The organism is Taklimakanibacter lacteus, assembly GCA_003576695.1.
GTDB lineage: Bacteria > Pseudomonadota > Alphaproteobacteria > Rhizobiales > Aestuariivirgaceae > Taklimakanibacter > Taklimakanibacter lacteus.
Genome location: QOZQ01000005.1, coordinates 119,867 through 140,246, shown reverse-complemented (window position 1 = coordinate 140,246; position 20,380 = coordinate 119,867). Strand labels below are relative to the sequence as shown.

The 20,380-nt window shown below is 63.2% G+C and carries 19 protein-coding genes and 2 riboswitches; of the genes, 6 read left to right on the top strand and 13 right to left on the bottom strand.

The annotated features are described in order from the left end of the window. Window positions 1–27 precede the first annotated feature (27 nt). On the top strand, window positions 28–510 hold the full coding sequence (locus DT068_RS11245) for a peroxiredoxin (protein ID WP_119389932.1): 483 nt from the start codon (window positions 28–30) through the stop codon (window positions 508–510). Between the two features lie 33 nt (window positions 511–543). Here DT068_RS11245 and rnhA read toward each other — a convergent pair whose 3' ends face one another. Further along, the gene (rnhA, locus tag DT068_RS11240) at window positions 544–987 is read right to left on the bottom strand and encodes a ribonuclease HI (RefSeq protein WP_119389931.1); all 444 of its coding nucleotides are present in this window, start codon (window positions 985–987) and stop codon (window positions 544–546) included. Next, window positions 984–1,946, bottom strand: coding sequence for a 4-hydroxy-3-methylbut-2-enyl diphosphate reductase (gene ispH, locus DT068_RS11235; protein ID WP_119389930.1), 963 nt, complete (start codon window positions 1,944–1,946; stop codon window positions 984–986). The genes rnhA and ispH overlap by 4 nt, the downstream gene beginning before the upstream one ends. Window positions 1,947–2,242: 296 nt before the next feature. On the opposite strand from ispH, the gene DT068_RS11230 reads away from it, so the two are divergent. From DT068_RS11230 to gcvP, 4 genes are all read left to right on the top strand, one after another. After that, complete coding sequence (locus tag DT068_RS11230; protein ID WP_162914143.1) at window positions 2,243–4,405, top strand: TonB-dependent receptor domain-containing protein; 2,163 nt, start codon at window positions 2,243–2,245, stop codon at window positions 4,403–4,405. 78 nt (window positions 4,406–4,483) lie between these two features. After that, window positions 4,484–4,571: riboswitch (glycine riboswitch) on the top strand. Then, window positions 4,572–4,674: riboswitch (glycine riboswitch) on the top strand. Between the two features lie 49 nt (window positions 4,675–4,723). Further along, entirely contained in the window at window positions 4,724–5,857 is a 1,134-nt protein-coding gene (gene gcvT / locus DT068_RS11225; RefSeq protein WP_119389928.1) for a glycine cleavage system aminomethyltransferase GcvT, read from the top strand. A gap of 17 nt (window positions 5,858–5,874) precedes the next feature. Continuing rightward, entirely contained in the window at window positions 5,875–6,246 is a 372-nt protein-coding gene (gcvH, locus tag DT068_RS11220) for a glycine cleavage system protein GcvH (RefSeq protein ID WP_119389927.1), read from the top strand. Between the two features lie 21 nt (window positions 6,247–6,267). Then, window positions 6,268–9,174: an aminomethyl-transferring glycine dehydrogenase gene (gcvP, locus tag DT068_RS11215; RefSeq protein ID WP_119389926.1), complete on the top strand. Its 2,907-nt coding sequence runs from the start codon at window positions 6,268–6,270 to the stop codon at window positions 9,172–9,174. Between the two features lie 39 nt (window positions 9,175–9,213). Here the strand turns inward: gcvP and DT068_RS11210 are convergent, their stop codons facing one another. From DT068_RS11210 to DT068_RS11180, 7 genes are all read right to left on the bottom strand, one after another. Next, window positions 9,214–10,119, bottom strand: coding sequence for a DUF2167 domain-containing protein (locus DT068_RS11210; RefSeq protein WP_119389925.1), 906 nt, complete (start codon window positions 10,117–10,119; stop codon window positions 9,214–9,216). 111 nt (window positions 10,120–10,230) lie between these two features. Continuing rightward, window positions 10,231–11,031 (bottom strand): MBL fold metallo-hydrolase, encoded by an 801-nt coding sequence (locus DT068_RS11205; protein ID WP_119389924.1) that lies wholly within the window; start codon window positions 11,029–11,031, stop codon window positions 10,231–10,233. A 120-nt stretch (window positions 11,032–11,151) separates the two neighbouring features. Next, window positions 11,152–11,640: a F0F1 ATP synthase subunit B family protein gene (locus tag DT068_RS11200; RefSeq protein WP_119389923.1), complete on the bottom strand. Its 489-nt coding sequence runs from the start codon at window positions 11,638–11,640 to the stop codon at window positions 11,152–11,154. A 2-nt stretch (window positions 11,641–11,642) separates the two neighbouring features. Beyond that, window positions 11,643–12,128: a F0F1 ATP synthase subunit B family protein gene (locus tag DT068_RS11195; protein ID WP_119389922.1), complete on the bottom strand. Its 486-nt coding sequence runs from the start codon at window positions 12,126–12,128 to the stop codon at window positions 11,643–11,645. A gap of 74 nt (window positions 12,129–12,202) precedes the next feature. Beyond that, window positions 12,203–12,427 (bottom strand): F0F1 ATP synthase subunit C, encoded by a 225-nt coding sequence (locus DT068_RS11190; RefSeq protein WP_119389921.1) that lies wholly within the window; start codon window positions 12,425–12,427, stop codon window positions 12,203–12,205. A 33-nt stretch (window positions 12,428–12,460) separates the two neighbouring features. After that, window positions 12,461–13,171 (bottom strand): F0F1 ATP synthase subunit A, encoded by a 711-nt coding sequence (locus tag DT068_RS11185; protein WP_119390251.1) that lies wholly within the window; start codon window positions 13,169–13,171, stop codon window positions 12,461–12,463. Between the two features lie 59 nt (window positions 13,172–13,230). Continuing rightward, window positions 13,231–13,578 (bottom strand): AtpZ/AtpI family protein, encoded by a 348-nt coding sequence (locus DT068_RS11180; RefSeq protein ID WP_119389920.1) that lies wholly within the window; start codon window positions 13,576–13,578, stop codon window positions 13,231–13,233. Between the two features lie 321 nt (window positions 13,579–13,899). Between DT068_RS11180 and DT068_RS11175 the strand changes: the two genes are divergently transcribed. Next, on the top strand, window positions 13,900–15,255 hold the full coding sequence (locus DT068_RS11175; RefSeq protein WP_368904667.1) for an AmpG family muropeptide MFS transporter: 1,356 nt from the start codon (window positions 13,900–13,902) through the stop codon (window positions 15,253–15,255). Here DT068_RS11175 and DT068_RS11170 read toward each other — a convergent pair. The 4 genes from DT068_RS11170 to DT068_RS11155 are packed head-to-tail and all read right to left on the bottom strand — an operon-like array spanning window position 15,252 to window position 20,370. After that, complete coding sequence (locus DT068_RS11170; RefSeq protein WP_119389919.1) at window positions 15,252–15,710, bottom strand: hypothetical protein; 459 nt, start codon at window positions 15,708–15,710, stop codon at window positions 15,252–15,254. The two genes, DT068_RS11175 and DT068_RS11170, sit on opposite strands and share 4 nt — an antisense overlap. A 15-nt stretch (window positions 15,711–15,725) precedes the next feature. Then, window positions 15,726–19,184, bottom strand: a complete 3,459-nt coding sequence (smc, locus tag DT068_RS11165; protein WP_119389918.1) for a chromosome segregation protein SMC — start codon at window positions 19,182–19,184, stop codon at window positions 15,726–15,728. A 45-nt stretch (window positions 19,185–19,229) separates the two neighbouring features. After that, entirely contained in the window at window positions 19,230–19,850 is a 621-nt protein-coding gene (locus tag DT068_RS11160; RefSeq protein WP_119389917.1) for a DsbA family protein, read from the bottom strand. Window positions 19,851–19,893: 43 nt separating this feature from the next. After that, window positions 19,894–20,370 (bottom strand): DUF721 domain-containing protein, encoded by a 477-nt coding sequence (locus DT068_RS11155; protein WP_162914142.1) that lies wholly within the window; start codon window positions 20,368–20,370, stop codon window positions 19,894–19,896. Window positions 20,371–20,380: the final 10 nt, after the last annotated feature.

The following is a 20,380-nucleotide window of genomic DNA, read 5'->3' as shown; positions in this document are numbered from 1 at the left end:
CCTTTCCCGATTGAATTGTGAGGAGCAATCATGATCAAGGTTGGCGATCGTCTGCCCGAGGCCGAATTCATCACCATGACGGCGGATGGTACCCAGAAATTCACCACCGGCACGGTCTTTGCCGGCCGCAAGGTGGTTCTGTTCGCGGTGCCGGGCGCCTTCACGCCGACCTGCAGCATGAACCACATGCCGGGTTTCGTGAAGGAGGCCGAAGCCATCAAGGCCAAGGGCGTCGACACCATTGCCTGCACGTCGGTGAATGACGTGCACGTCATGAATGCCTGGGGCCGCCATTCCGGCGCCGATGGCAAGGTCCTGATGCTCGCCGACGGCAATGGCACTTTCGCCAAGGCGGTCGGCCTCGAAAACGACCTGACCGCCAACAATATGGGCCACCGCTCCAAGCGCTATTCGATGATCGTCGAGGACGGCGTGGTGAAGTCGCTCAATGTCGAGGATAAGCCGGGCGTCAATGTCTCCGGCGCCGACACGATCCTGAAGCAGCTGTGATGGAAGCTCCTCCCGATTTCTCGGGAGGAGGTTTCACCTCTTGAACGGCGCCATGCCGTCGCGCGCCAGTTCGTCGGCGCGCTCATTGTCGTCATGGCCGGCATGGCCCTTGACCCAGTGCCAGCTCACCTGGTGACGTTGCAGGGCGGCATCGAGGCGCTGCCATAATTCGGCATTCTTCACCGGCTTCTTGTCGGATGTCTTCCAGCCATTGCGCTTCCAGCCATGGATCCATTTGCCGATGCCGTCCTTCACATAGACGGAATCGGTATGGAGCTCGACGGTCGCGGGGCGTGTCAGCGCCTCGAGCGCCATGATCGCCGCGGTCAGCTCCATGCGGTTGTTGGTGGTGAGGCGTTCGCCGCCCTTCAATTCCTTCTCATGTCCGTTATAGCGCAATATCGCGCCCCATCCGCCCGGTCCCGGGTTGCCGGAACAGGCGCCATCGGTATGGATCACGACGGTATTTGCCGTCATGCGGCGGGCTTCGCTTCGCGCAGTTCCCGCGGCAGCTTGAAGGACACGTTTTCTTCACGCAACACGACCTTCTCGACGGTCACGTCGTAATGTGCGCGGAACGCATCGATGATCTCGTTGACCAGCACCTCGGGCGCCGAGGCGCCGGCGGTGAGGCCGATGGTCTTGAGATCCTTGAGCCTCGACCAGTCGAGATCGCTCGCCCGCTGCACCAGCTCGGCTTTGGGACAGCCATTCTTGATGCCGACCTCGACCAGGCGCTTCGAATTCGACGAATTGGGCGCGCCCACCACCAGCAGCAGGTCGATCCCGGCGGCGATCGACTTCACCGCTTCCTGGCGGTTGGTCGTCGCATAGCAGATGTCTTCCTTGAACGGTCCGCGGATCTGCGGGAAGCGCCGCTTCAGCGTCTCGACGATGTCGCGCGTGTCGTCGACCGACAAAGTGGTCTGCGTCACATAAGCGAGCTTCGCCGGATCATGCGGCGTGAAATTCTCGGCCTCGGTCACCGTCTCGATGAGCGTGATGGCGCCCGCGGGCAATTGACCCATAGTGCCGATCACTTCCGGATGCCCCTTATGGCCGATCAGCACGATGTCGAGGCCTTCATTGTGGTGGCGCTGCGCTTCCATATGCACCTTGGTCACCAGCGGGCAGGTGGCGTCGATCTGGAACATCTGCCGCTGGCGCGCCGCCTGCGGCACGGCCTTGGGCACGCCATGGGCGGAGAAGATCACCGGGCGGTCGCCGTCGGGAATCTCATCGAGCTCATCGACGAAGACGGCGCCCTTGGCCTTGAGGTCATCGACCACGAATTTGTTGTGCACGATCTCATGGCGCACATAGACCGGCGCGCCATAGAGCTTGAGCGCCCGCTCGACGATGTCGATGGCGCGCACCACGCCGGCGCAGAACCCCCGGGGGGCCGCGAGCAGGATGGTCAGAGCGGGCTTGGTCATGCGGGCTAGATGGCGAGGCAGGGCGGTGATTGTCAAGCGCGCCACCGAGCGGCCGATCGTCACTTATTACGCAGGGGAAATAACAAGTCGAATCAAGGGCTTATTGGTCGTGATTGGTGCGAGAATTTTTGGACGCACAACCCCCGCGTGATTGAGCCTGGCGGCCTTTGTGGCTAAGGCCTGATCACGCATGCCGCCTGAGCATGCAAGCCAGCCGCATGCGGTGCGTCGCCTCGACCTCCTTCTGTCATGTCGCCAGCCAATCCAGCCCACAGACAGACGGAACGGGGGACCTCATGTTCATCACATCCCGGCGCGGGGAAATTGCGCGCGCTTTGTCCTTGACCACCGCCGCAATGGCGCTCGTGGCGGCCGCATCCATGGCCCATGGCCAGGAATCTGAGCAGGACAGTGCCGCTGCGCAGGAAGCCGATGGCGGCGTACTGCTCGACCCGATAGTCATCCGCGCCAAGAAGGAGGGCGATGAAAACTACCGCACCCCGGCATCGGTCACGACGGTGACGCCCGAGGAGCTGAAGCGCGAGAGTGCCAGCCGGGCCGATGACATCTTGCGCACCATTCCCGGCGTCTCCGCCCAGAGTCAGCAGAACAGCCCCGGAATGTCGGTGAATATCCGCGGCATGCAGGATTTCGGCCGCGTCAATGTGATGATCGACGGCGCGCGCCAGACGTTCCAGTTCTCGGGCCACGGTCCGAACGGCACGGTCTTTGTCGATCCGGCGCTCATTCGTTCGGTCGATGTCGCCAAAGGCTTCGTTGCGACCGAAGGCGGGGCGGGCGCCATTGGCGGAGCGGTCAATTTCCGCACCCTCGAGCTTGAGGACATCCTGACCGAAGGCAAGAGCTACGGCGCCGAGACGACCGTGGTTTATGGCACCAATGGCTACAACTGGTCCGAGGTCCTGTCGGCGGGTGTCAAGGATGAGCGCTTCCGGTTGTTCGGCGCGGTGAGCAACCGCGATTCGGACAATTACAAGGATGGCGATGTCTGGTGGGAGGAGCCCATGGAGATTCCGCAGACCTGGCAGAAGACCAAGTCCGCCCTCGCCAAGTTCGGCATGGCATTGACGCAAGACCAGCAGCTCGATGTAGGGCTCGTCGCCTATGACAGCAAATTCGCCAAGGCCTCAGCCGACTACAAGGTCAATGTCCTGACCACCACGGCTAAATATCACTACGACCCGGCGAGCGAGCTCGTCGATCTCAAGGTCAATGGCTTCTATAACCAGACCGATCTGAAACAGGACTTCTTCGCCTTCATCACCGGCGAGAAAATCCACTACAACACCGACACTGTCGGTCTCGATGGCTCCAACACCTCGCGCTTCAGGCTGGGCGCCTTCGATATCGCCGCCAGATATGGCGCCGAGGGTTTCTATGATTGGGTGAAGACCGAGGATGAAGGGTCGGACCAGACCGCGCCCGGCCTGACGCCTGAGGGAGAGCGGGGTGTGGGCGGCCTCTTCTCCGAGGTGACGGCAAGCTGGAAACTGCTCGAGCTCATTGGCGGCCTGCGTGTCGATCACTATTCGCTGACCGGCAAGGGCGTGAACGACGTCACGGGTGGCGGCGGCCAGCCCAATCCGAGCCTGCCGGGCATCCCCGATGTGCCGGTAGGTCCCTTCGAGGTCGACAAATCCGAGACGGCGGTCAGTCCCAAATTCACCGCCGCCGTGACCCCTTTCGATTGGATGCAGCTCTATGCGCTCTATGGCTGGGGCTTCCGCCCGCCGGCGATCACCGAGGTGCTGACGGCCGGCCAGCATCCAGGCGGGCCAGGCGGCTTCGTCAAGTTCTTCCCCAATCCCTTTCTCGACCCCGAGCGCTCGCAAGGATGGGAAGTGGGCGCCAATATCGCGATCGACGATGTATTCGGCGAAGCGAGCAAGGTCAGGATCAAGGCCAGCTATTTTTCCAATGAAGTCGAGGACTATATTGTCGGCGTCGGCGGCCTGTGCGGATTCCGCCTGTGCTATTTCTACGTGAATGCCGACGGGGTGAGCAAAGTAGAGGGCTTTGAGGTCGAGGCCAGTCTCGATCTGGGCTATTTCTTCGCCGGCCTCGGCTATCACGACATCAAGACCGATATCGCCACCGCGCAGCTGCCCGGCCTCGGCTATCTCTCCTATCAGCCCGAGGAAGTATGGACCTTGACCGGCGGCATCCGCCTGTTCGAGGAGAGGTTCACCATTGGCGGACGCATCCGCGATATTTCCGAGACGCTCAATTACAAGAGCTTTGATCCCACGATTCCCGATACCTATTATCCGGCCTATCGGCTCTATGACCTCTTTGCCTCAGCCAAGGTCAATGATCATCTCGATGTGTTCCTGAATGCCGACAACATCACCAACGTGAAATATGTCCCGGCCATGACGACCGACAATGTCAACGGGCCGGGAACGACGATCAAGATCGGGGTGTCGGCGAGACTTTGAGCAGTTTTGCGCCGGAAGGCAGGGCTGAAAACCTGGCCCTTGCCTTTCCGGGGCGGGGCTATTAGGTTCCGGGCGCGAAGAATGCACGCGGGAGAGGCCGGTTCGATCCGGCGCCGAAGGAGCAACCGCCCCGGAAACTCTCAGGCAAAAGGACCGCATGTATTCGCCGACTCTGGAGAGCAGGGGAAAACCCCTCACCGAAGGAGCCAAGCCCATGTGTCGGAGCGACATGGGTGAAATCTCTCAGGTTCTCTGACAGAGGGGGCAGGCTTGGCTGTTGCCGGGTCTTGCTCAATCTTGTCGGAACCGGGAAATTGAATGGCAACGGCCCCTGAGACGCTTCTCCGCACCCCTCTTTACGATCTGCATGTGAAACTGGGCGCCCGCATCGTGCCCTTCGCCGGCTTCGAGATGCCGGTGCAATATCCGACCGGCATCCTGACCGAGCATAATTGGACGCGCAGCTCCGCCGGCCTTTTCGACGTCTCCCATATGGGCCAGGCCCTGCTGGTCGGTCCCGATCACGCAACGACGGCGCGGGCGATCGAGAAGCTGGTTCCGGGCGATGTCGCGGGGCTCGCTCCCGGCCGCATCCGCTACACCCAGATCACCAATCCCGAGGGCGGCATCATCGATGACCTGATGATCACCCGCCCCGCAGCACCCGGCGATGACGGCAAGCTTGGCATTGTCGTCAACGCGTCGCGCAAGCATGTCGATTATGCGTGGCTGAGCGGGCATCTTCCCAAGGGAGTCACGCTGGAGCCCATCGAGGATCGCGCCTTGGTGGCACTGCAAGGCCCCAAGGCCGCGCAGGTCCTGGCGCGCTATTGCACCAAGGTCGCCGATATGGCCTTCATGAGCGCCGCCCAGGCCGAGTTCGACGGCGTTGCTTGCGCTGTTGCCCGCTCGGGCTATACGGGCGAGGACGGTTACGAGATCTCGGTTGCCGCGGACAAGGTCGAGGCCATGGTCGAGACGTTGCTTGCTGATCCCGAGGTCAAGCCGATCGGGCTGGGCGCCCGCGATTCGCTGCGCCTTGAAGCGGGCCTCTGCCTCTATGGCCATGACATCGATGAAGAAACGAGCCCGGTCGAGGCCGATCTCGTCTGGTCGATCGGCAAGAAGCGCCGCAGCGAAGGCGGTTTCACCGGGGCCGAGCGCATCACCCGCGAGATCGCCGAAGGGCCGAAGCGCAAGCGCGTCGGCATCAGGCCGGAAGGCCGGGCACCGGCGCGCGAGAATACGGTCGTCATCAATGAGGAAGGCCGCGCCATCGGCCTCGTGACCTCGGGCGGCTTCGGGCCGACCGTCAACGGGCCCGTCGCCATGGGCTATGTGGAGACGGCCTATGCCGCACCGGGAACCAAGATCAATCTGGTGGTGCGCGACAAGCCCATGCCGGCCCAGGTCGTGGCCCTGCCTTTCACACCGCACAATTACAAGCGCTAACCCCAGGGGAGTCTTCGATGAGCAAGCACTACACCAAGGAACATGAGTGGATCTCCATCGCTGGCGATATCGCGACCATCGGCATCACCAACCATGCCCAGGAGCAATTGGGCGACGTCGTCTTCGTCGAACTGCCGGCGATCGGCAAGGCCGTCACCAAGGGCGGTGACGCCGCGGTGGTCGAATCGGTGAAGGCCGCGAGCGAGGTCTATGCGCCGGTCTCGGGCGAAGTCGTCGAGGTGAACAAGGACCTCGAAGGCGATCCCGCCCTCGTCAACCGCGAGGCGGAGGGCGCCGCCTGGTTCATGAAGGTGAAGCTCAAGGACAAGGCCGAGCTTGCCGATCTGATGGACAAGGCCGCCTACGACAAATTTGTAGCCGCGCAGTAAATTCCGCACAGGACGTTTCCCATGTCGACCAGACGCGCAACACTTGCCGAGCTCGAGCCGCAGGCCAATTTCGTGCCCCGCCATATCGGTCCCAATGCCGCCGAGACCGCGGAGATGCTGAAGGTCCTGGGCAGCACCTCGCTCGAGGATTTCATCGGCAAGGTCATCCCCAGGAAGATCCGCGCGGCCAGGCCTCTCGATCTGCCCAAGGGCAAGGCCGAGCGCACGACCTTGTCCTATCTGCGCCAGATGGCGTCGCGCAACGAGGTGTTCACCTCGATGATCGGCATGGGCTATTACGGCACCGTCACGCCGAAGGTCATCCTGCGCAACATCCTCGAGAATCCGGGCTGGTACACGGCCTATACACCCTATCAGGCGGAAGTGAGCCAGGGCCGCCTCGAGGCCTTGCTCAATTTCCAGCAGATGATCGTCGACTTCACCGGGCTTGAGCTTGCCAGCGCCTCGCTCCTCGATGAGGGCACCGCGGCGGCGGAAGCGATGGCCATGGCGAGACGCGTGGTCAAGACATCGGCCAACATATTCTTCGTTGACCGCGATACGCATCCCCAGACCATTGGCGTGCTGGAAACGCGGGCCCAGGCCTTCGGCTATGAGCTGGTCATCGGCGATCCGCTCAATGATCTGAATCCGGCGAAGGTCTTTGGCGCGCTGCTCTCCTATCCGGGCTCGTCCGGCGAGATCCGCGACTATCGCGCCGTCATCGACAAGCTGCATGGCGCGGGCGCGCTCGCCATCATGGCGACCGACCTCCTGGCGCTGGCGCTGCTGACCCCGCCCGGCGAAGTGGGCGCCGACATTGCCCTGGGCTCCGCCCAGCGCTTCGGCGTGCCGATGGGCTATGGCGGCCCGCATGCCGCCTTCTTCGCCACGCGCGATGAATATAAGCGCGCCATGCCCGGCCGCATCATCGGCGTGTCGGTCGATTCGCATGGCAACCCCGCTCTGCGCATGGCGATGCAGACGCGCGAGCAGCATATCCGCCGCGAGAAGGCGACCAGCAATATCTGCACGGCGCAAGTGCTGCTTGCCGTGATCGCCTCGATGTTCGCGGTCTATAACGGACCAAAGGGTATCCGCAAGACGGCCGAGCGCACCCATCGTCTTGCCGCCATCTTCGCCGAGGCCGTCAAGGGCTTCGGCTACGAGGTTCAGACCAGGGCCTTCTTCGATACGCTGACCATCACCGCACCCGGCCGCGCCCATGCGATCATGGCCCGCGCCAAGGAGAAGCGCATCAATCTGCGTTTCGTCGATGCCGATCATGTCGGCATCTCCTTCGACCAGTCGACGCGCCGCCAGGAGCTTGAGCGCCTGCTCACGGTCTTCAAGACCGATGCGCTGGACAAGGTCGATATCGACAAGCTCGACCGGACGGCCGCCGAGGCGATCCCTGCGGCCCTTATCCGAAAGTCGCCCTATCTCACCCATCCCGTCTTCGAGATGTATCATTCGGAGACCGAGATGCTGCGCTATTTGCGCCGCCTGCAGGCCAAGGACGTGGCGCTCGACCGCTCGATGATCCCGCTCGGCTCCTGCACCATGAAGCTCAATGCCACGACCGAGATGATCCCGGTCACCTGGCGGGAATTCGCCATGATGCATCCCTTCGCGCCGCTCGAGCAGGCGCAGGGCTATCAGCAGCTCTTCGAGGAACTTGAGGAGATGCTGGCCGAGATCACCGGCTTCGACACGGTCTCGCTGCAGCCCAATGCCGGCAGCCAGGGCGAATATGCGGGGCTGCTCGCCATTCGCGGCTACCATCATGCGAAGGGCGACATCAATCGCGATGTCTGCCTCATCCCCGTCTCGGCGCATGGCACCAATCCGGCTTCCGCCGTGATGGCCGGCATGAAGGTCGTCGTCGTCGCCTGCGACGACAAGGGCAATGTCGATGTCGGCGATCTCGAAACCAAGGCCAGGCAGCATGCCGACAACCTGGCGGCGCTGATGATCACCTATCCCTCGACCCACGGCGTGTTCGAGGAGAGCATCAAGGACATCTGCGAGATCATCCACAGGAATGGCGGCCAGGTTTATCTCGACGGCGCCAATCTCAACGCGCAGGTCGGCCTCGTCAGGCCGGCCGAGCTCGGCGCCGATGTCTGCCACATGAACCTGCACAAGACCTTCTGCATCCCGCATGGCGGCGGTGGCCCCGGCATGGGACCGATCGGCGTCAGGGCGCATCTCGCCCCCTATCTGCCGGGCCACAAGGTGGTGCATGGCGTCAATCCGGCGGCCGGGCGCGACCAGTCGCAGGGCCAGGTCTCATCCGCGCCTTGGGGCTCGGCTTCGATCCTGCCGATCTCGTGGACCTATATCGCGATGATGGGCGGCGAAGGCCTGACCGAAGCGACGATCATGGCGATCCTCAACGCCAATTATATCGCCAGGCGCCTCGCGCCGCACTTTCCCATCGTCTATTCAGGACCGGGCGGCTTCATCGCGCATGAATGCATCATCGATCTGCGCTGGCTCAAGGAGCGTACCGGCCTTGCCGTCGAGGACGTGGCCAAGCGCCTCGTCGATTACGGCTTCCATGCGCCGACCATGTCTTTCCCGGTGGTCGACACGCTGATGATCGAGCCCACCGAATCGGAGGGCAAGCGTGAGCTCGACCGCTTCTGCGACGCCATGATCGAGATCCGGCGCGAGATCGCCGAGGTCGAGGAGGGCAAGGCCGACCGCATCAACAATGTGCTGAAGAACTCGCCGCACACCCATCAGCTGCTGCTCGGCGACTGGACCCATCCTTATTCCAAGGAGAAGGCTTTCTTCCCGCTCAAATACATCAATGCCGACAAATACTGGCCGCCGGTGGGGCGCGTCGACAATGTCTTCGGCGACCGCAACCTGGTATGCACCTGCCCGCCGATGGAGGCCTATCAGGAGGCGGCGGAATAGGGTGACGCGTCTGCCGCCTCACTCTCCTTGTCGGAATGATCAGGCCTCGGGAGTCGATTTCCTGCGGCCGAACAGCTTGAACACGCCGCCGCCGGCAACCGCGACGGCGATCAGGATGATCTTCCAGAATTTCGCCAGCGCCACGCCGATGACGGCGAGGAGGCCGAGCTTCTTGGCGGCGATACCGCCGATCAGCGCCGCGATGCCATATTCGGCAACCCGGTCGGTCGAGGCATCGAAGTCCGAATAGCGCTGGCCCGGCTTGTAGTCGAGCGCGGCCAGCAGCACGCCGGCATGCTTCTTGTCCGTGGCGATGGCCTCTTCGCTCGTCACCAGGTTGAGCTCGAAATAGCCCTGCCGGCCCAGCGCATAGGTGTTGTAGTTGATCGTCGATCCATTCTGGGGCACGCCGCGATCCTTGCCGATGATGGACCAGACGAGGCGATGGGTTGCCTCGTCATATGTGGGCTTCTCGGCCCAGCCGACGACATCGAACGCCGGAACGCCGCGCTCCATCCGTTCCTTGTTCGCGGCTTCGGTGCCATCCTTCAGCGATTGCAGAAGTTCATCGGCATTCCAGGTCTTGGCTTCGCTATCGGCGATGTGGCCGCTGTCGGTGTAGTTGATCGTCACGAACCAGAAGGGGTCCTGCTTCGGAATAATCAGGCCGATAAAGCTCTCATGGGTCGAGTTGCCGAAGGCGCGCATGAGTGCCGCACCTTCCTTGACCGGGATGAAGCTGTAGGGGTCATCGAGCCGGATGGTCGCTAGGTCGCGCAAGGCGACGTCGGCCGGGCCGTTGGTCGCCGCCTTGATGGCGGTCTCATAGGCCAGTTGCAGTTCGCTCGGCGTGGTGGATTGATCCGTCTGCGCCAGCGCGCCGGAAGTCCCGCTTGCCGCAAGCAAGGCAAGCGTCGTCAGGACACGAAGGAGATGAAGTGCCATTTGTCCGTCCCATTAACCTGTGGTTGTAATTCTGTGTCGCTCAATGGGAAGGCGTAGCATGTCAGGCGCCGGCGGATCAATGACGAAATGTTGGCAGGCTACAACAGATATCTAGTACCCGGGCAGCACGATGAGCTTGGGCTTGTCCGGCAATTTGGCGGCCGACAGGACGATTGTGGCATCCTTGTTGAATTCGGCATCGAGCGAGCCGCTCATGCCCCTGATGAAGCGCGCCAGCGTCTCCGGCCTGAAATAATGCATCGGCAGGACCACACGCGCTTTGAGCTCTTTCAGGACATTCAGCATATTGGCTTGCGCCATCGTATAGGTGCCGTCGACCGGCACCAGCACGATGTCGAGCCGGCCGATGGCGCCCATTTGCTCTGGGCTGAGTTCGTGATGCAGATGGCCCAGATGGCCGATGCACAGGCCGGCAATCTCGAAGATGAAAATGGAATTGCCATCCGGGATCCGTCCCATGGCCCCGCCGCGTATGTCGGTGGTGACATTGCGGATGCGCACATCGCCCACCGTGAGGTCATGGCGCGCCGGACCGCCATCCGGATTCCAGCCGCGCAGCATATGCTTGATGGCGGGGTCGGGAAACTCGGTGTAGTGGGTGCTGTGGGCGCGGTTCATGGTGACGACATCGGGGATGATGCCGTTGGCATAGCCTGAATAATCCGTGGCGATCCGCACGCCGCCCGGGCTTTCGATCAGGAAGGTGGAATGGCCGACAAAGGTGAACCGCACCTGATCGGCTTCCAGGGCTTCGGCCAAGGCTTGTGCCGGTTGATAGCGGGCGGGCGCTTGCGCCATGGCGAGACATTCGCTCACCGCCGTCTGGGCGCGCGCCGCCGTCAGAGGCATAAGGAGGGCCAGCAGGATTGCAAGCAGCCGCAGGGTGCTCATGGCCCGAGCTTAGCGGCTTCCGTAGCGTCGCTGGAATAGCAGGCGGATCAACTTACCGTCAGGGCTGAAACAAAAAGCCCGGCGCTTGGCCGGGCTTTTGAATGTCGAATGGGTGTCCGCTCAGTTGAGGCGCGATTTGACCGCAGCGATCGATTCCTCGATCAGCGCGGCGCCCTTCGCCCCTTCCGAGGCCGAAGCGAGAAGCTCGGAAGCGGCACTGATGGCGACATCGGTCGCAGCGGTTCGCACATCCTTGACCGCCTGCTGCTCGGCCTGGGCGATCTTCTGCTCGGCCTGCCGGGTGCGGCGCTCCAGCGTCTCGGCCAGCTTGGCGCGCGTCTCATGCGCGAAGGCTTCCGCCTCCTTGCGCGCCAGCGCCACGATGTCCTCGGCGTCCTTCTCGGCCTGGGCGCGCTTCTTCTTGTATTCGTCGAGAAGCGCCTGCGCTTCCTCGCGCAGCTTCTTGGCTTCCGCCAGCTCCTTGGCGATGCGCGCCGCGCGCTCATCCAGCATGGCGGCGATCTTGGCCGGCGCCTTCAGATAGATCAGCAGCGCCACGAAGAGGACGAAGGCGACCGCAACCCAGGTTTCCGCGTTGTTTCCGAACATGCTCAGTTCCCCTGCGCCTTGGCGACGGCCTTGGCGGCATCGGCCTTCGTCACCTTGGTTCCGGTGAGCTGGCCGACGATATCGGTCGCGATATCGGTGGCAAGCTCGGTGACGCTGGCCAAAGCCTTGCTGCGCGTCTCCTGGATGGTCTTCTCGGCCGCGGCGATCTTGGCGGCGAGTTCGCCGTCGAGCTTGCTGCGCTCCTTGTCCACCTCGGCATTGAGCTTGTCGCGCGTCTCCTTGGCGATTGCCTGCGCCCTGCCGCGCGCATCGGCCAGCGCCTTCTCATAGTCGGCGACTGCCTTGTCCGTATCCGCCTTGAAGCGCTGGGCGGCATTGAGATCGCTGTCGATCTGGTTCTTGCGGCCCTCGATGACGCCGCCGGTGCGCGGGATCACGATCTTCGAGATGATGAAATAGAGGACAAGGAAGGTCACCGCGAGCCAGAAGAGCTGCGGCGGCCAGGTGTTGACGTCGAGTTGCGGCATGGCTCCAGCGCCTTATTGGTATCCGGCCGCCGGCAAGGCTTGAGCCCTGCCTTTGGCGAGGCTTCGGCTGAGGATCAGCCGAAGAGGATGAGCATGGCGACGGCGAAGCCGATGAGACCCGTCGCTTCGGCGAAGGCGAAGCCGAGGAACAGCGTGCCGCGCTGGCCGGCGGCAGCCGCCGGGTTGCGGAGCGCACCCGCGAGATAATTGCCGAAGATGTGGCCGATACCGACGCCGGCGCCACCGAGAGCGATGGCCGCGATACCCGCACCGATCATCTTTGCTGCTTCAACTTCCATCTGACTTCTCCTGTTGAATGGATGGATTAATAATTAGTGGTCCACATGCATGGCATCGCTGAGATACATGCAGGTGAGAAGGGCGAAGACATAGGCCTGCAGCGCCGCCACCAGCAGCTCGAGGCCATAGAGGCCGACCATGGCGATGAGCGGCAGCCAGCCGGCGGTGACGCCGAGCATGACGACGAAGCCGCCCATGACTTTCAGCATCATGTGGCCGGCCATCATATTGGCGAAGAGACGGATCGAGAGGCTGAGCGGGCGGATGAAATAGGATACGATCTCGATGATGACGACCAGCGGCAGCAGATAGACCGGAACGCCGGACGGCACGAACAGCTTGAGATAGCCGAAGCCGTTGCGGATGAAGCCGATGATGGTGGCGCCGATGAAGACGACGAGCGCCAGCGCCAGGGTGACGATGATGTGGCTCGTCACCGTGAAGGAATAGGGGATGAGGCCGAGGACGTTGCAGAACAGGATGAAGGTGAAGAGCGTCAGCACGAAGGGGAAATAGGTGCGGGCATTCTCATGCAGCACTTCCTTCGTCATGTTCTCGATGAATTCGTAGATGCTCTCGGCGGCCGATTGCAGGCGGGTCGGGATGAGGTTCTTGGGCGCGAGCAGGAAGAGGAGGGCGACGCACACCACCGCGATGATGGCCCAGAGGCCGGAATTGGTGAGCGAGAAGGGGCCGAGATCGATGATGTTGTTGATCTGGAACTGATGGATCGGGTCGATGATCTTCTCGCCATGCTCAGGCGCCGCACCCGCTGCCGCTTCCGTTGTGCTCGTTGACACGTTCAATCCTCGTCATCGTCTTTGACCGACGGCGCCACCGGGCCCTTGCCGCCCAGCACTTCCTCGGCCTGTTTGCTCTTTGAGAGCCGCATCACATTGACGACCCCCGCAGCGATCCCGAACGGCATGAGGGCCAGCATGACCCACGGCGCCGTGCCGAAATATTTGTCCGCCATCCAGCCCAGGCCCATGCATACGAGGAGACCGACCATAAGCTCGGTCACCGCGCGCATCGCAAGACCCGCGGCCGACCCTTCGGTCGTGTCGGGCCCAACCCCCTTGCGCTGGCTCAGACTGGTGTCCAGCCGCTTTTCCAGATCCTTGAGCCGATCATCACCAGATGAGTTCATGATCCCGCTCGAAAAAATGGCTGATGCGACGTAAACGCCCCTCAAAAATCGCGCGCACCATAGAGTTTGGGCAAAAACGTGTCAAGCAACGCCTGTGCGATTCAAGCCTTTGATTTGCTTTGGTTTTCAGCGCTCCTGTAACGATGCGGCGATTCGCGCGGCGGATTGCGCGAAGCGCTGGGGAAAATGAGATTCTCCAGGCACCCGATGTGGCTGGTTCGGTGGGTGAAAAATAGGCTGACGCGGTTCGGCTGAGTGCGTAACCATGGCGCTTGCTGCGTCGATCGATTCCTGAGTCGGCGGATGCAATGAGGGCCCGCAATGGCTGAATCTGTTGCCGTGAAGAAGGATTGGTGGTCGGCGGTCTCGGCCTATCTCACCCCTCGCATGCTCATCATCCTGGCGATGGGCTTCGCCTCGGGGCTTCCGCTGCTGCTGACGCTCTCGACCCTCTCCTACTGGCTGTCCAAGCTCGGCGTCGACAAGACCACCATCGGCCTCTTCGCTTTGGTCGGCACGCCCTACACCTTCAAGTTCCTGTGGTCGCCCATCATGGACCAGGTGCCGCTACCGATTCTCACCCGGCTACTGGGACGGCGGCGCAGCTGGCTCCTCCTGACGCAACTGCTGCTGGCGGCCGCCATTTTCGCCATGGGCCAGGTCGATCCGACCGTCGAACCGTGGATGACGGCCCTCATCGCCGTCATCGTCGCCTTCCTGTCCGCCAGCCAGGACATCGTCATCGATGCCTATCGCATCGAGTTTCTGCCCCAGGACGAACAGGGCCATGGCGCCGCCGCCACGCAGATCGGCTATCGCTTCGGTCTTCTGCTCGCCGGCGCCGGCGCGGTCGGGCTGTCGGATTTCTATCCCTGGTCGGTGGTATTTGCCGTGCTGGCCGCGGCGATGCTCGTCTGTGCGCTGCTGACCTTGTTCGTGCCCGAGCCCAAGGTCGCCATCGTGCACGGCAAGCGCGATTACATCCAATGGATCAAGGAATCCATCATCGATCCTTTTGCCGATTTCATTAGCCGCCGCGGCTGGTTCATCATCCTGCTCTTCGTCCTGTTCTACAAATTCGGCGACGCGCTCGGCGGCACCATGGCTAACCCCTTCTATATCGAGATGGGCTATACCGGCGTCCAGATCGCCAGCGTCAGCAAAGTGTGGGGCATATGGATGACCATCGTCGGCGCGCTGATCGGCGGCATCGCGGTGGCCCGCTGGGGCGTGTTCAAGGCCCTGTTGATCGGCGGCGTCCTGCAGGCCCTCACCAATTTCGCCTTCGCCTATGTCGCGCTGAAGGGAGCCGGAGGCGACAGTGCTCTGTGCGCCGGGGAAGCCGCCAGCACTCTATGCACGGCCTTTCCTCCCGCTCTGACGCTCGCCATCACGGCCGACAATATCGCCGGCGGCGCCGCGGGCGCAGCACTCGTCGCCTATTTGTCGGGCCTGTGCAATGTCGCCTTCACTGCGACGCAATATGCCCTGCTGACATCTTTCATGGCGCTTGGCCGCACCTGGCTGTCATCGGGCAGCGGCTGGCTCGCCGACCACACCGACTGGTTCACCTTCTGGAGCCTGACCGCTCTGCTGGCCATTCCGGGATTGCTGCTCCTGCTGCGGATCATGCGACTCTATCCGTCGGGCGCGGTGGTTAAGCGCAGCAGCGCCTAGTCCCAGTGATTGAAGATGATGTCGCCGAGGCGGCGCGGGCGCCAATAGCCCATCTGCTCCATTTCGGTCGAGGCCAATTCCCGCACTGACGCGTGGTCCGGAGGCGACGTCAGGATCTCCTTGCCGAGGAAGGTGAATGCTCCACGATTCTGGCCGTGGAAGCTGTCAGGTATGTCCGCGAAAATGGGCTCGTGTGCTTCCGTCTCGGCGAAGCCGACAAGCGGGTGAAACGCGTTTAGAAGAATGACAACGCGCAATCCGCGCCCCTCGAGACGAAACGAATGGAAATTCCGTCCGACGAGGTCATCCGCCGCGCTGCCGGTGATAGCACCGTGAACGCTGCGCGCAACCTCATGACTCAGCGCCTTGAGCCCTTTGAACAGATCATGCGGCTTCTGGCCACTGAACCCCGTAACACCGCTCGGCAGGATGAATGGCGGAACGGTAACCGGCATTGATCGGATTGCCGATCAGCCCGCTTCCGCCACCAGCTGCTCGGCGGTTTCGAGATCGACCGACACCAGCTGCGACACGCCGCGCTCCATCATGGTGACGCCGAACAGGCGGTTCATGCGCGCCATGGTGAGCGGGTGGTGGGTGATGATGAGGAAGCGCGTCTCGGTGCGATCCAGCATTGCATCGAGCAGGTTGCAGAAGCGCTCGACATTGTGGTCGTCCAATGGCGCATCGACCTCGTCCAGCACGCAGATCGGCGAGGGATTGGTGAGGAACACCGCAAAGATGAGCGACATGGCCGTGAGCGTCTGCTCGCCGCCCGAGAGCAGCGACAGGACGGTCGGCTTCTTGCCGGGTGGATGGGCGAGAATCTCGAGGCCCGCTTCCAGCGGGTCTTCCGATTCGATGAGCTGCAATTCCGCCTTGCCGCCGCCGAACAAAGTGGTGAACAGCTGGCCGAAATTCTCGTTCACCGTGCCGAAGGCATCGAGCAGGCGCTGGCGGCCTTCGCGGTTGAGGCTCTGGATGCCGCCGCGCAATTTGGCGATGGCCTGCACGACGTCGTCGCGCTCCTTGGTGAGGCCTTCGAGCTGCTTGGCCACCTCCTCGGCCTCTTCCTCGGCCCTGAGATTGACGCCGCCCAGCCTCTCGCGGTCGTCGCGGAGTGCTATGAGCTTGCGCTCGACATCCTCGAGCGGCGGCATCTTGTCGTCTTCGAGGCCCGCGGTCTGTGCGATCTCCTGCGGCGCGCAATTGAGCGTCTCGGCGATGCGTCGCTCGACCTCGGCATGGCGCTCGCGCGATGATTCGAGCCGCGCCTCGAGCCGCGCATGTTCCTCGCGCGAATTCGACGCCTGATCCTGCGCGGCGCGCAGGGCCTGATCGGCGGCGCGCACATTGTTCTCGGCTTCGGCGAGGGCATCGGCCGCCGCCTTGCGTTCGCCTTCGGCCTGCTGAAGCGTGTTCAACAGCTTCAGGCGCTTGTCGGCGAAGAGCTGCGGCAGGTCGGACATTTCGGCAATGGCCGCCCGCGTCTCGTCGGCACGCTTGGTCAGGGCCTCGATCTGGGTGGCGGCGCGCCGGGCGCGCTCCTGCCACTGCGCCTGCTCCGCCGCGATGGTCTTAAGGCGATCGGCGCGGTTTTGCGCCTCGCGCTCGACGCCGTCATGGCGGGCGCGGGCTTCGGCATAGACGGCGCGCTCACGATTGACGCTGTCGCGCAAGCCCCCGATTTCCTGGGTGAGCCCGTCGAGCGCCGGCAGGTCGGCAAGCTCGGTTTCGGCGGCCATGAGGCGCGATTGCGCCTCGGCCAAAGTCGCTTCGACGCGCCGCTTGGCTTCATCGAGGGCGCCCGTCTGCTGCAGGCGCTCGGCCACCTGCCGCTCATGCTGGCTGAGCGCCCGCCTCGCCACCTCGACCGCCGATGTGGCGGCGCGCCAGGCTTCGCGACGCTCGCGCTCGGCGCGCACCGAGGCTTCGACGGCGCCCTTGGCCTGATCGAACAGGCTCTTGCCGCGCTCCATCGCCTGCTGCGCGTCGACCATCTCGGCCTCGAGCGCCACCAGGCGATTGCGTTCGGCGAGCCGCTTTGCCGCGGCACTTGGTGCATCGGCGGCGGCGGTGAAGCCGTCCCAGCGCCACACATCGCCCTCGACGCTGACGAGGCGCTGGCCGGGCTTCAATTCGCTCTGCAGTGCCTGGCCCAGTGCCCGGCTGACGATGCCGATATGCGAGAGCCGGCGCGCCAAAGCCGGCGGCGCATCGACGAAGCGGGTGAGAGGCTCGGCGCCATCGGGCAAGGGATGAGTTTCGGAAAGAGGCGGCAATCCGCGCCAGTGCACCGGCGCGGCCTCATCGGCCGACGCATCGATGTCTTCGCCCAGGGCGGCGCCCAAAGCGGTTTCATAGCCGCGCTGAACTTTCAGGGCATCGACCAGCGGCGGCCACAGGTCGCCGTCATTGGCGCGCAGCAGATTGCTGAGCGTGCGAACCTCGGTGGTCAGGCTTTCCGACGCGCGCCGTGCGTCGTCATAGGCCTGCCGGCTGTCGGTCTCGTTCTGCCGGGCCTGGCGCAATTGCGCTTCCGCCTCGTTGCTCGCCTGCTCGGCTTCGGCGACGACCAGAAGGGCGGTCTCCACCGCCTGAACCAATCTTTCTCCTTCAGATGGCGGAGCCATCTGCGCAATGAGCGCCTGGAAGCGCTGTCCGATATCCTGGGCCTCACGCTCGAAGCGGGAAATGCGCTGGCGCTGCTCGTCGATGACGCGCTGCGCGGCATTGCGCTTGGCGGTGAGATCCGAGAGCCGCATATTTGCTTCGTCCAGCACCTCCTGCGCGCGGGCGAGGGCTTCGGCGGCCTCCTGCAGCTTGAGGGCTGCCTCGGCGCGATGTTCGGCATCGCTCTCCTCGGCCATCCGCAGCTCGGCATCTTCGCCGCCAAGCCTTTCCAGCACGCTGGTCGTATCGCGGATCGTTTCTTCCTCGCGGCCGAGATCGGCCACCGCCTGCACCAGGCGGGCTTCGAATTCCTTGCGCCGCGCCTCGGCGCGCTTCTCTTCCTCGTCGAGACTGGAGCGCTCGATCGAGAGGCGCTGCAGCACCGCGGCGCGCACCGTCTCCTGCTCGCGCAGGCCCGGCAATTTGTCGCCGAGATCGTCACGATGGCGCAGCGCTTCCGATGCCGCCTGCGTATGTTCGGCGAGGAGGCGGGTTGCCTCATCAAGCGCCTTGGCGTCGCGCTCGGCGTGGTCGGCGGCGTCCTTCCAGGTGAGATAGAGGCCGGCCGCTTCGAGCCTGCGGATCTCGGCCGAGAGCGACTTGTATTTCGCCGCCTGGCGCGCCTGGCGCTTGAGGCTCGACAGCTGCGCCTGCAATTGCCCGATGACGTCCTCGAGCCGCGCCACATTCTGCTCGGCCGCCTTGAGCTTGAGTTCGGCCTCGTGGCGACGGGTATGGAGGCCGGTGATCCCGGCCGCCTCTTCGAGGATCAGCCGGCGCGCCTGCGGTTTGGCGCTGATGATCTCGCCGATCTGGCCTTGCCGGACCAGGGCGGGCGAGCGGGCGCCGGTCGAGGCATCGGCGAACAGCAGTTGCACGTCGCGGGCGCGCACGTCGCGGCCATTGATGCGATAGGCCGAGCCCGCTTCACGCTCGATGCGGCGCGAGATTTCAAGTGTCTCATTGTCGTTGAACTGCGCAGGGGCGGTGCGCTCGGCATTGTCCATGGTGACGAGCACTTCCGCCATGTTGCGCGCCGGGCGATGGGCGGTGCCGGAGAAGATGACGTCGTCCATGCCGGAAGCGCGCATGCTCTTGTATGAGTTTTCGCCCATCACCCAGCGCAGCGCTTCGAGCAGGTTGGATTTGCCGCAGCCATTGGGCCCGACGACACCGGTCAGTCCCTTTTCGATGACCAGCTCCGTCGGCTCGACGAACGACTTGAAGCCCGAAAGCCTGAGTCGCGAGAACTTCATAACCCCACCCCTTGCAGTCCAAAAAGCGCAAGGCGATGTCCGTTCCTAGAGGAGCGGATCGATCGCCTTGCGGAATTCCTCGATTGATGTCTCACCCTGCAGTTGCTCGCCATTCACGAAAAAAGTCGGAGTGGAATCAACACCGAAGTCTTTGTTGGCCTTCTCTGCCACCTCGATGATGCCCTTCCTAACGTCCTCATTCTTTAGGCAGGCCTCAAAGCTCTCTTTCGTGAAGCCAGCGAGCTTCGCGATCTTCTCCAATCCGTCTTTTGGCGCCTGAAGCCACGCGTCCTGCTGTTCGAAAAACATATCGAGCAGCGGGAAATACTTTTCCTTGGGCGCACAGCGCGCCAGCATGAAAGCCGCAAGTGCCGGCTGGTTGAGTGGGAACTCACGGAAGATGAAGCGGATCTTGCCGGTGTCGATATATTCCTTCTTGAGGTCCTTGAAGGTCGTGTTGTGGAAGTTGGCGCAATGCGGACATGACGCTGAGGCATATTCGACCACGACGACCTTGGCGGTCTCGGGTCCCATGGCCATGTCGCCTTCGGCCGGCGGCGCATGCAGTGCGGCAATATCGACGGCGGCTTGGCCGGTCGAGGCAAATCCCGTCGCGGCAGCCAGGCTAGTGGCCCCGAGAATCAGTTGGCGGCGATCTAGGTACATATTGGCTCCTGACTACTAGATATTGGGGGTTGTGACCAAGAGGTCATTTTGCCTGTGGAGAACGGGGGCTTAGGACCCCGGTTCCCAGCCGGCGCAGGGCCTCCTTGAGGGCGGGGTCGGCGACCGCTTCGAGGCGGGAATCGAGCGCCCGGGCCTGCTCGGGAGCGAGTTCGGGGGCCAAGCGGGGCTCGGGTTTCCGGCCGCTCAGCCGGCCCTGCGTGATCTTGACCGAGGAAATGGCGCCATAGCCATAGAAACTGTTGATCCGGTCGATGATCCGGGGTGTCTCATGCTGGAGGTCCAGGCCGCGCCCGGGAACCGCCCGGATCACCAGGGTTCCGCCCTGCTTGCGCTCATCGTCCTGGCCGCGCGGCCATCTGATCCGCTCGGGCTCGCTCCATTGCGCCAGGCCGTCGCCAACGATGGCCGGCCATTGCGTGATGAGGTCGGCATAGGCAAAACCATAGCGCGCAAAGGCAGCGCGCGTCAGGGCGCGGAAGTCTTTGTCGAGCGTTTTCATATGAGGGATC

Excerpts from the sequence above, each read along its gene's own strand:
- rnhA (WP_119389931.1), bottom strand. The coding sequence starts at position 987 with ATGACGGCAAATACCGTCGTGATCCATACCGATGGCGCCTGTTCCGGC.
- ispH (WP_119389930.1), bottom strand. The coding sequence starts at position 1,946 with ATGACCAAGCCCGCTCTGACCATCCTGCTCGCGGCCCCCCGGGGGTTC.
- DT068_RS11230 (WP_162914143.1), top strand. The coding sequence starts at position 2,243 with ATGTTCATCACATCCCGGCGCGGGGAAATTGCGCGCGCTTTGTCCTTG.
- gcvT (WP_119389928.1), top strand. The coding sequence starts at position 4,724 with ATGGCAACGGCCCCTGAGACGCTTCTCCGCACCCCTCTTTACGATCTG.
- gcvH (WP_119389927.1), top strand. The coding sequence starts at position 5,875 with ATGAGCAAGCACTACACCAAGGAACATGAGTGGATCTCCATCGCTGGC.
- gcvP (WP_119389926.1), top strand. The coding sequence starts at position 6,268 with ATGTCGACCAGACGCGCAACACTTGCCGAGCTCGAGCCGCAGGCCAAT.
- DT068_RS11210 (WP_119389925.1), bottom strand. The coding sequence starts at position 10,119 with ATGGCACTTCATCTCCTTCGTGTCCTGACGACGCTTGCCTTGCTTGCG.
- DT068_RS11205 (WP_119389924.1), bottom strand. The coding sequence starts at position 11,031 with ATGAGCACCCTGCGGCTGCTTGCAATCCTGCTGGCCCTCCTTATGCCT.
- DT068_RS11200 (WP_119389923.1), bottom strand. The coding sequence starts at position 11,640 with ATGTTCGGAAACAACGCGGAAACCTGGGTTGCGGTCGCCTTCGTCCTC.
- DT068_RS11195 (WP_119389922.1), bottom strand. The coding sequence starts at position 12,128 with ATGCCGCAACTCGACGTCAACACCTGGCCGCCGCAGCTCTTCTGGCTC.
- DT068_RS11190 (WP_119389921.1), bottom strand. The coding sequence starts at position 12,427 with ATGGAAGTTGAAGCAGCAAAGATGATCGGTGCGGGTATCGCGGCCATC.
- DT068_RS11180 (WP_119389920.1), bottom strand. The coding sequence starts at position 13,578 with ATGAACTCATCTGGTGATGATCGGCTCAAGGATCTGGAAAAGCGGCTG.
- DT068_RS11175 (WP_368904667.1), top strand. The coding sequence starts at position 13,900 with ATGGCTGAATCTGTTGCCGTGAAGAAGGATTGGTGGTCGGCGGTCTCG.
- DT068_RS11170 (WP_119389919.1), bottom strand. The coding sequence starts at position 15,710 with ATGCCGGTTACCGTTCCGCCATTCATCCTGCCGAGCGGTGTTACGGGG.
- smc (WP_119389918.1), bottom strand. The coding sequence starts at position 19,184 with ATGAAGTTCTCGCGACTCAGGCTTTCGGGCTTCAAGTCGTTCGTCGAG.
- DT068_RS11160 (WP_119389917.1), bottom strand. The coding sequence starts at position 19,850 with ATGTACCTAGATCGCCGCCAACTGATTCTCGGGGCCACTAGCCTGGCT.
- DT068_RS11155 (WP_162914142.1), bottom strand. The coding sequence starts at position 20,370 with ATGAAAACGCTCGACAAAGACTTCCGCGCCCTGACGCGCGCTGCCTTT.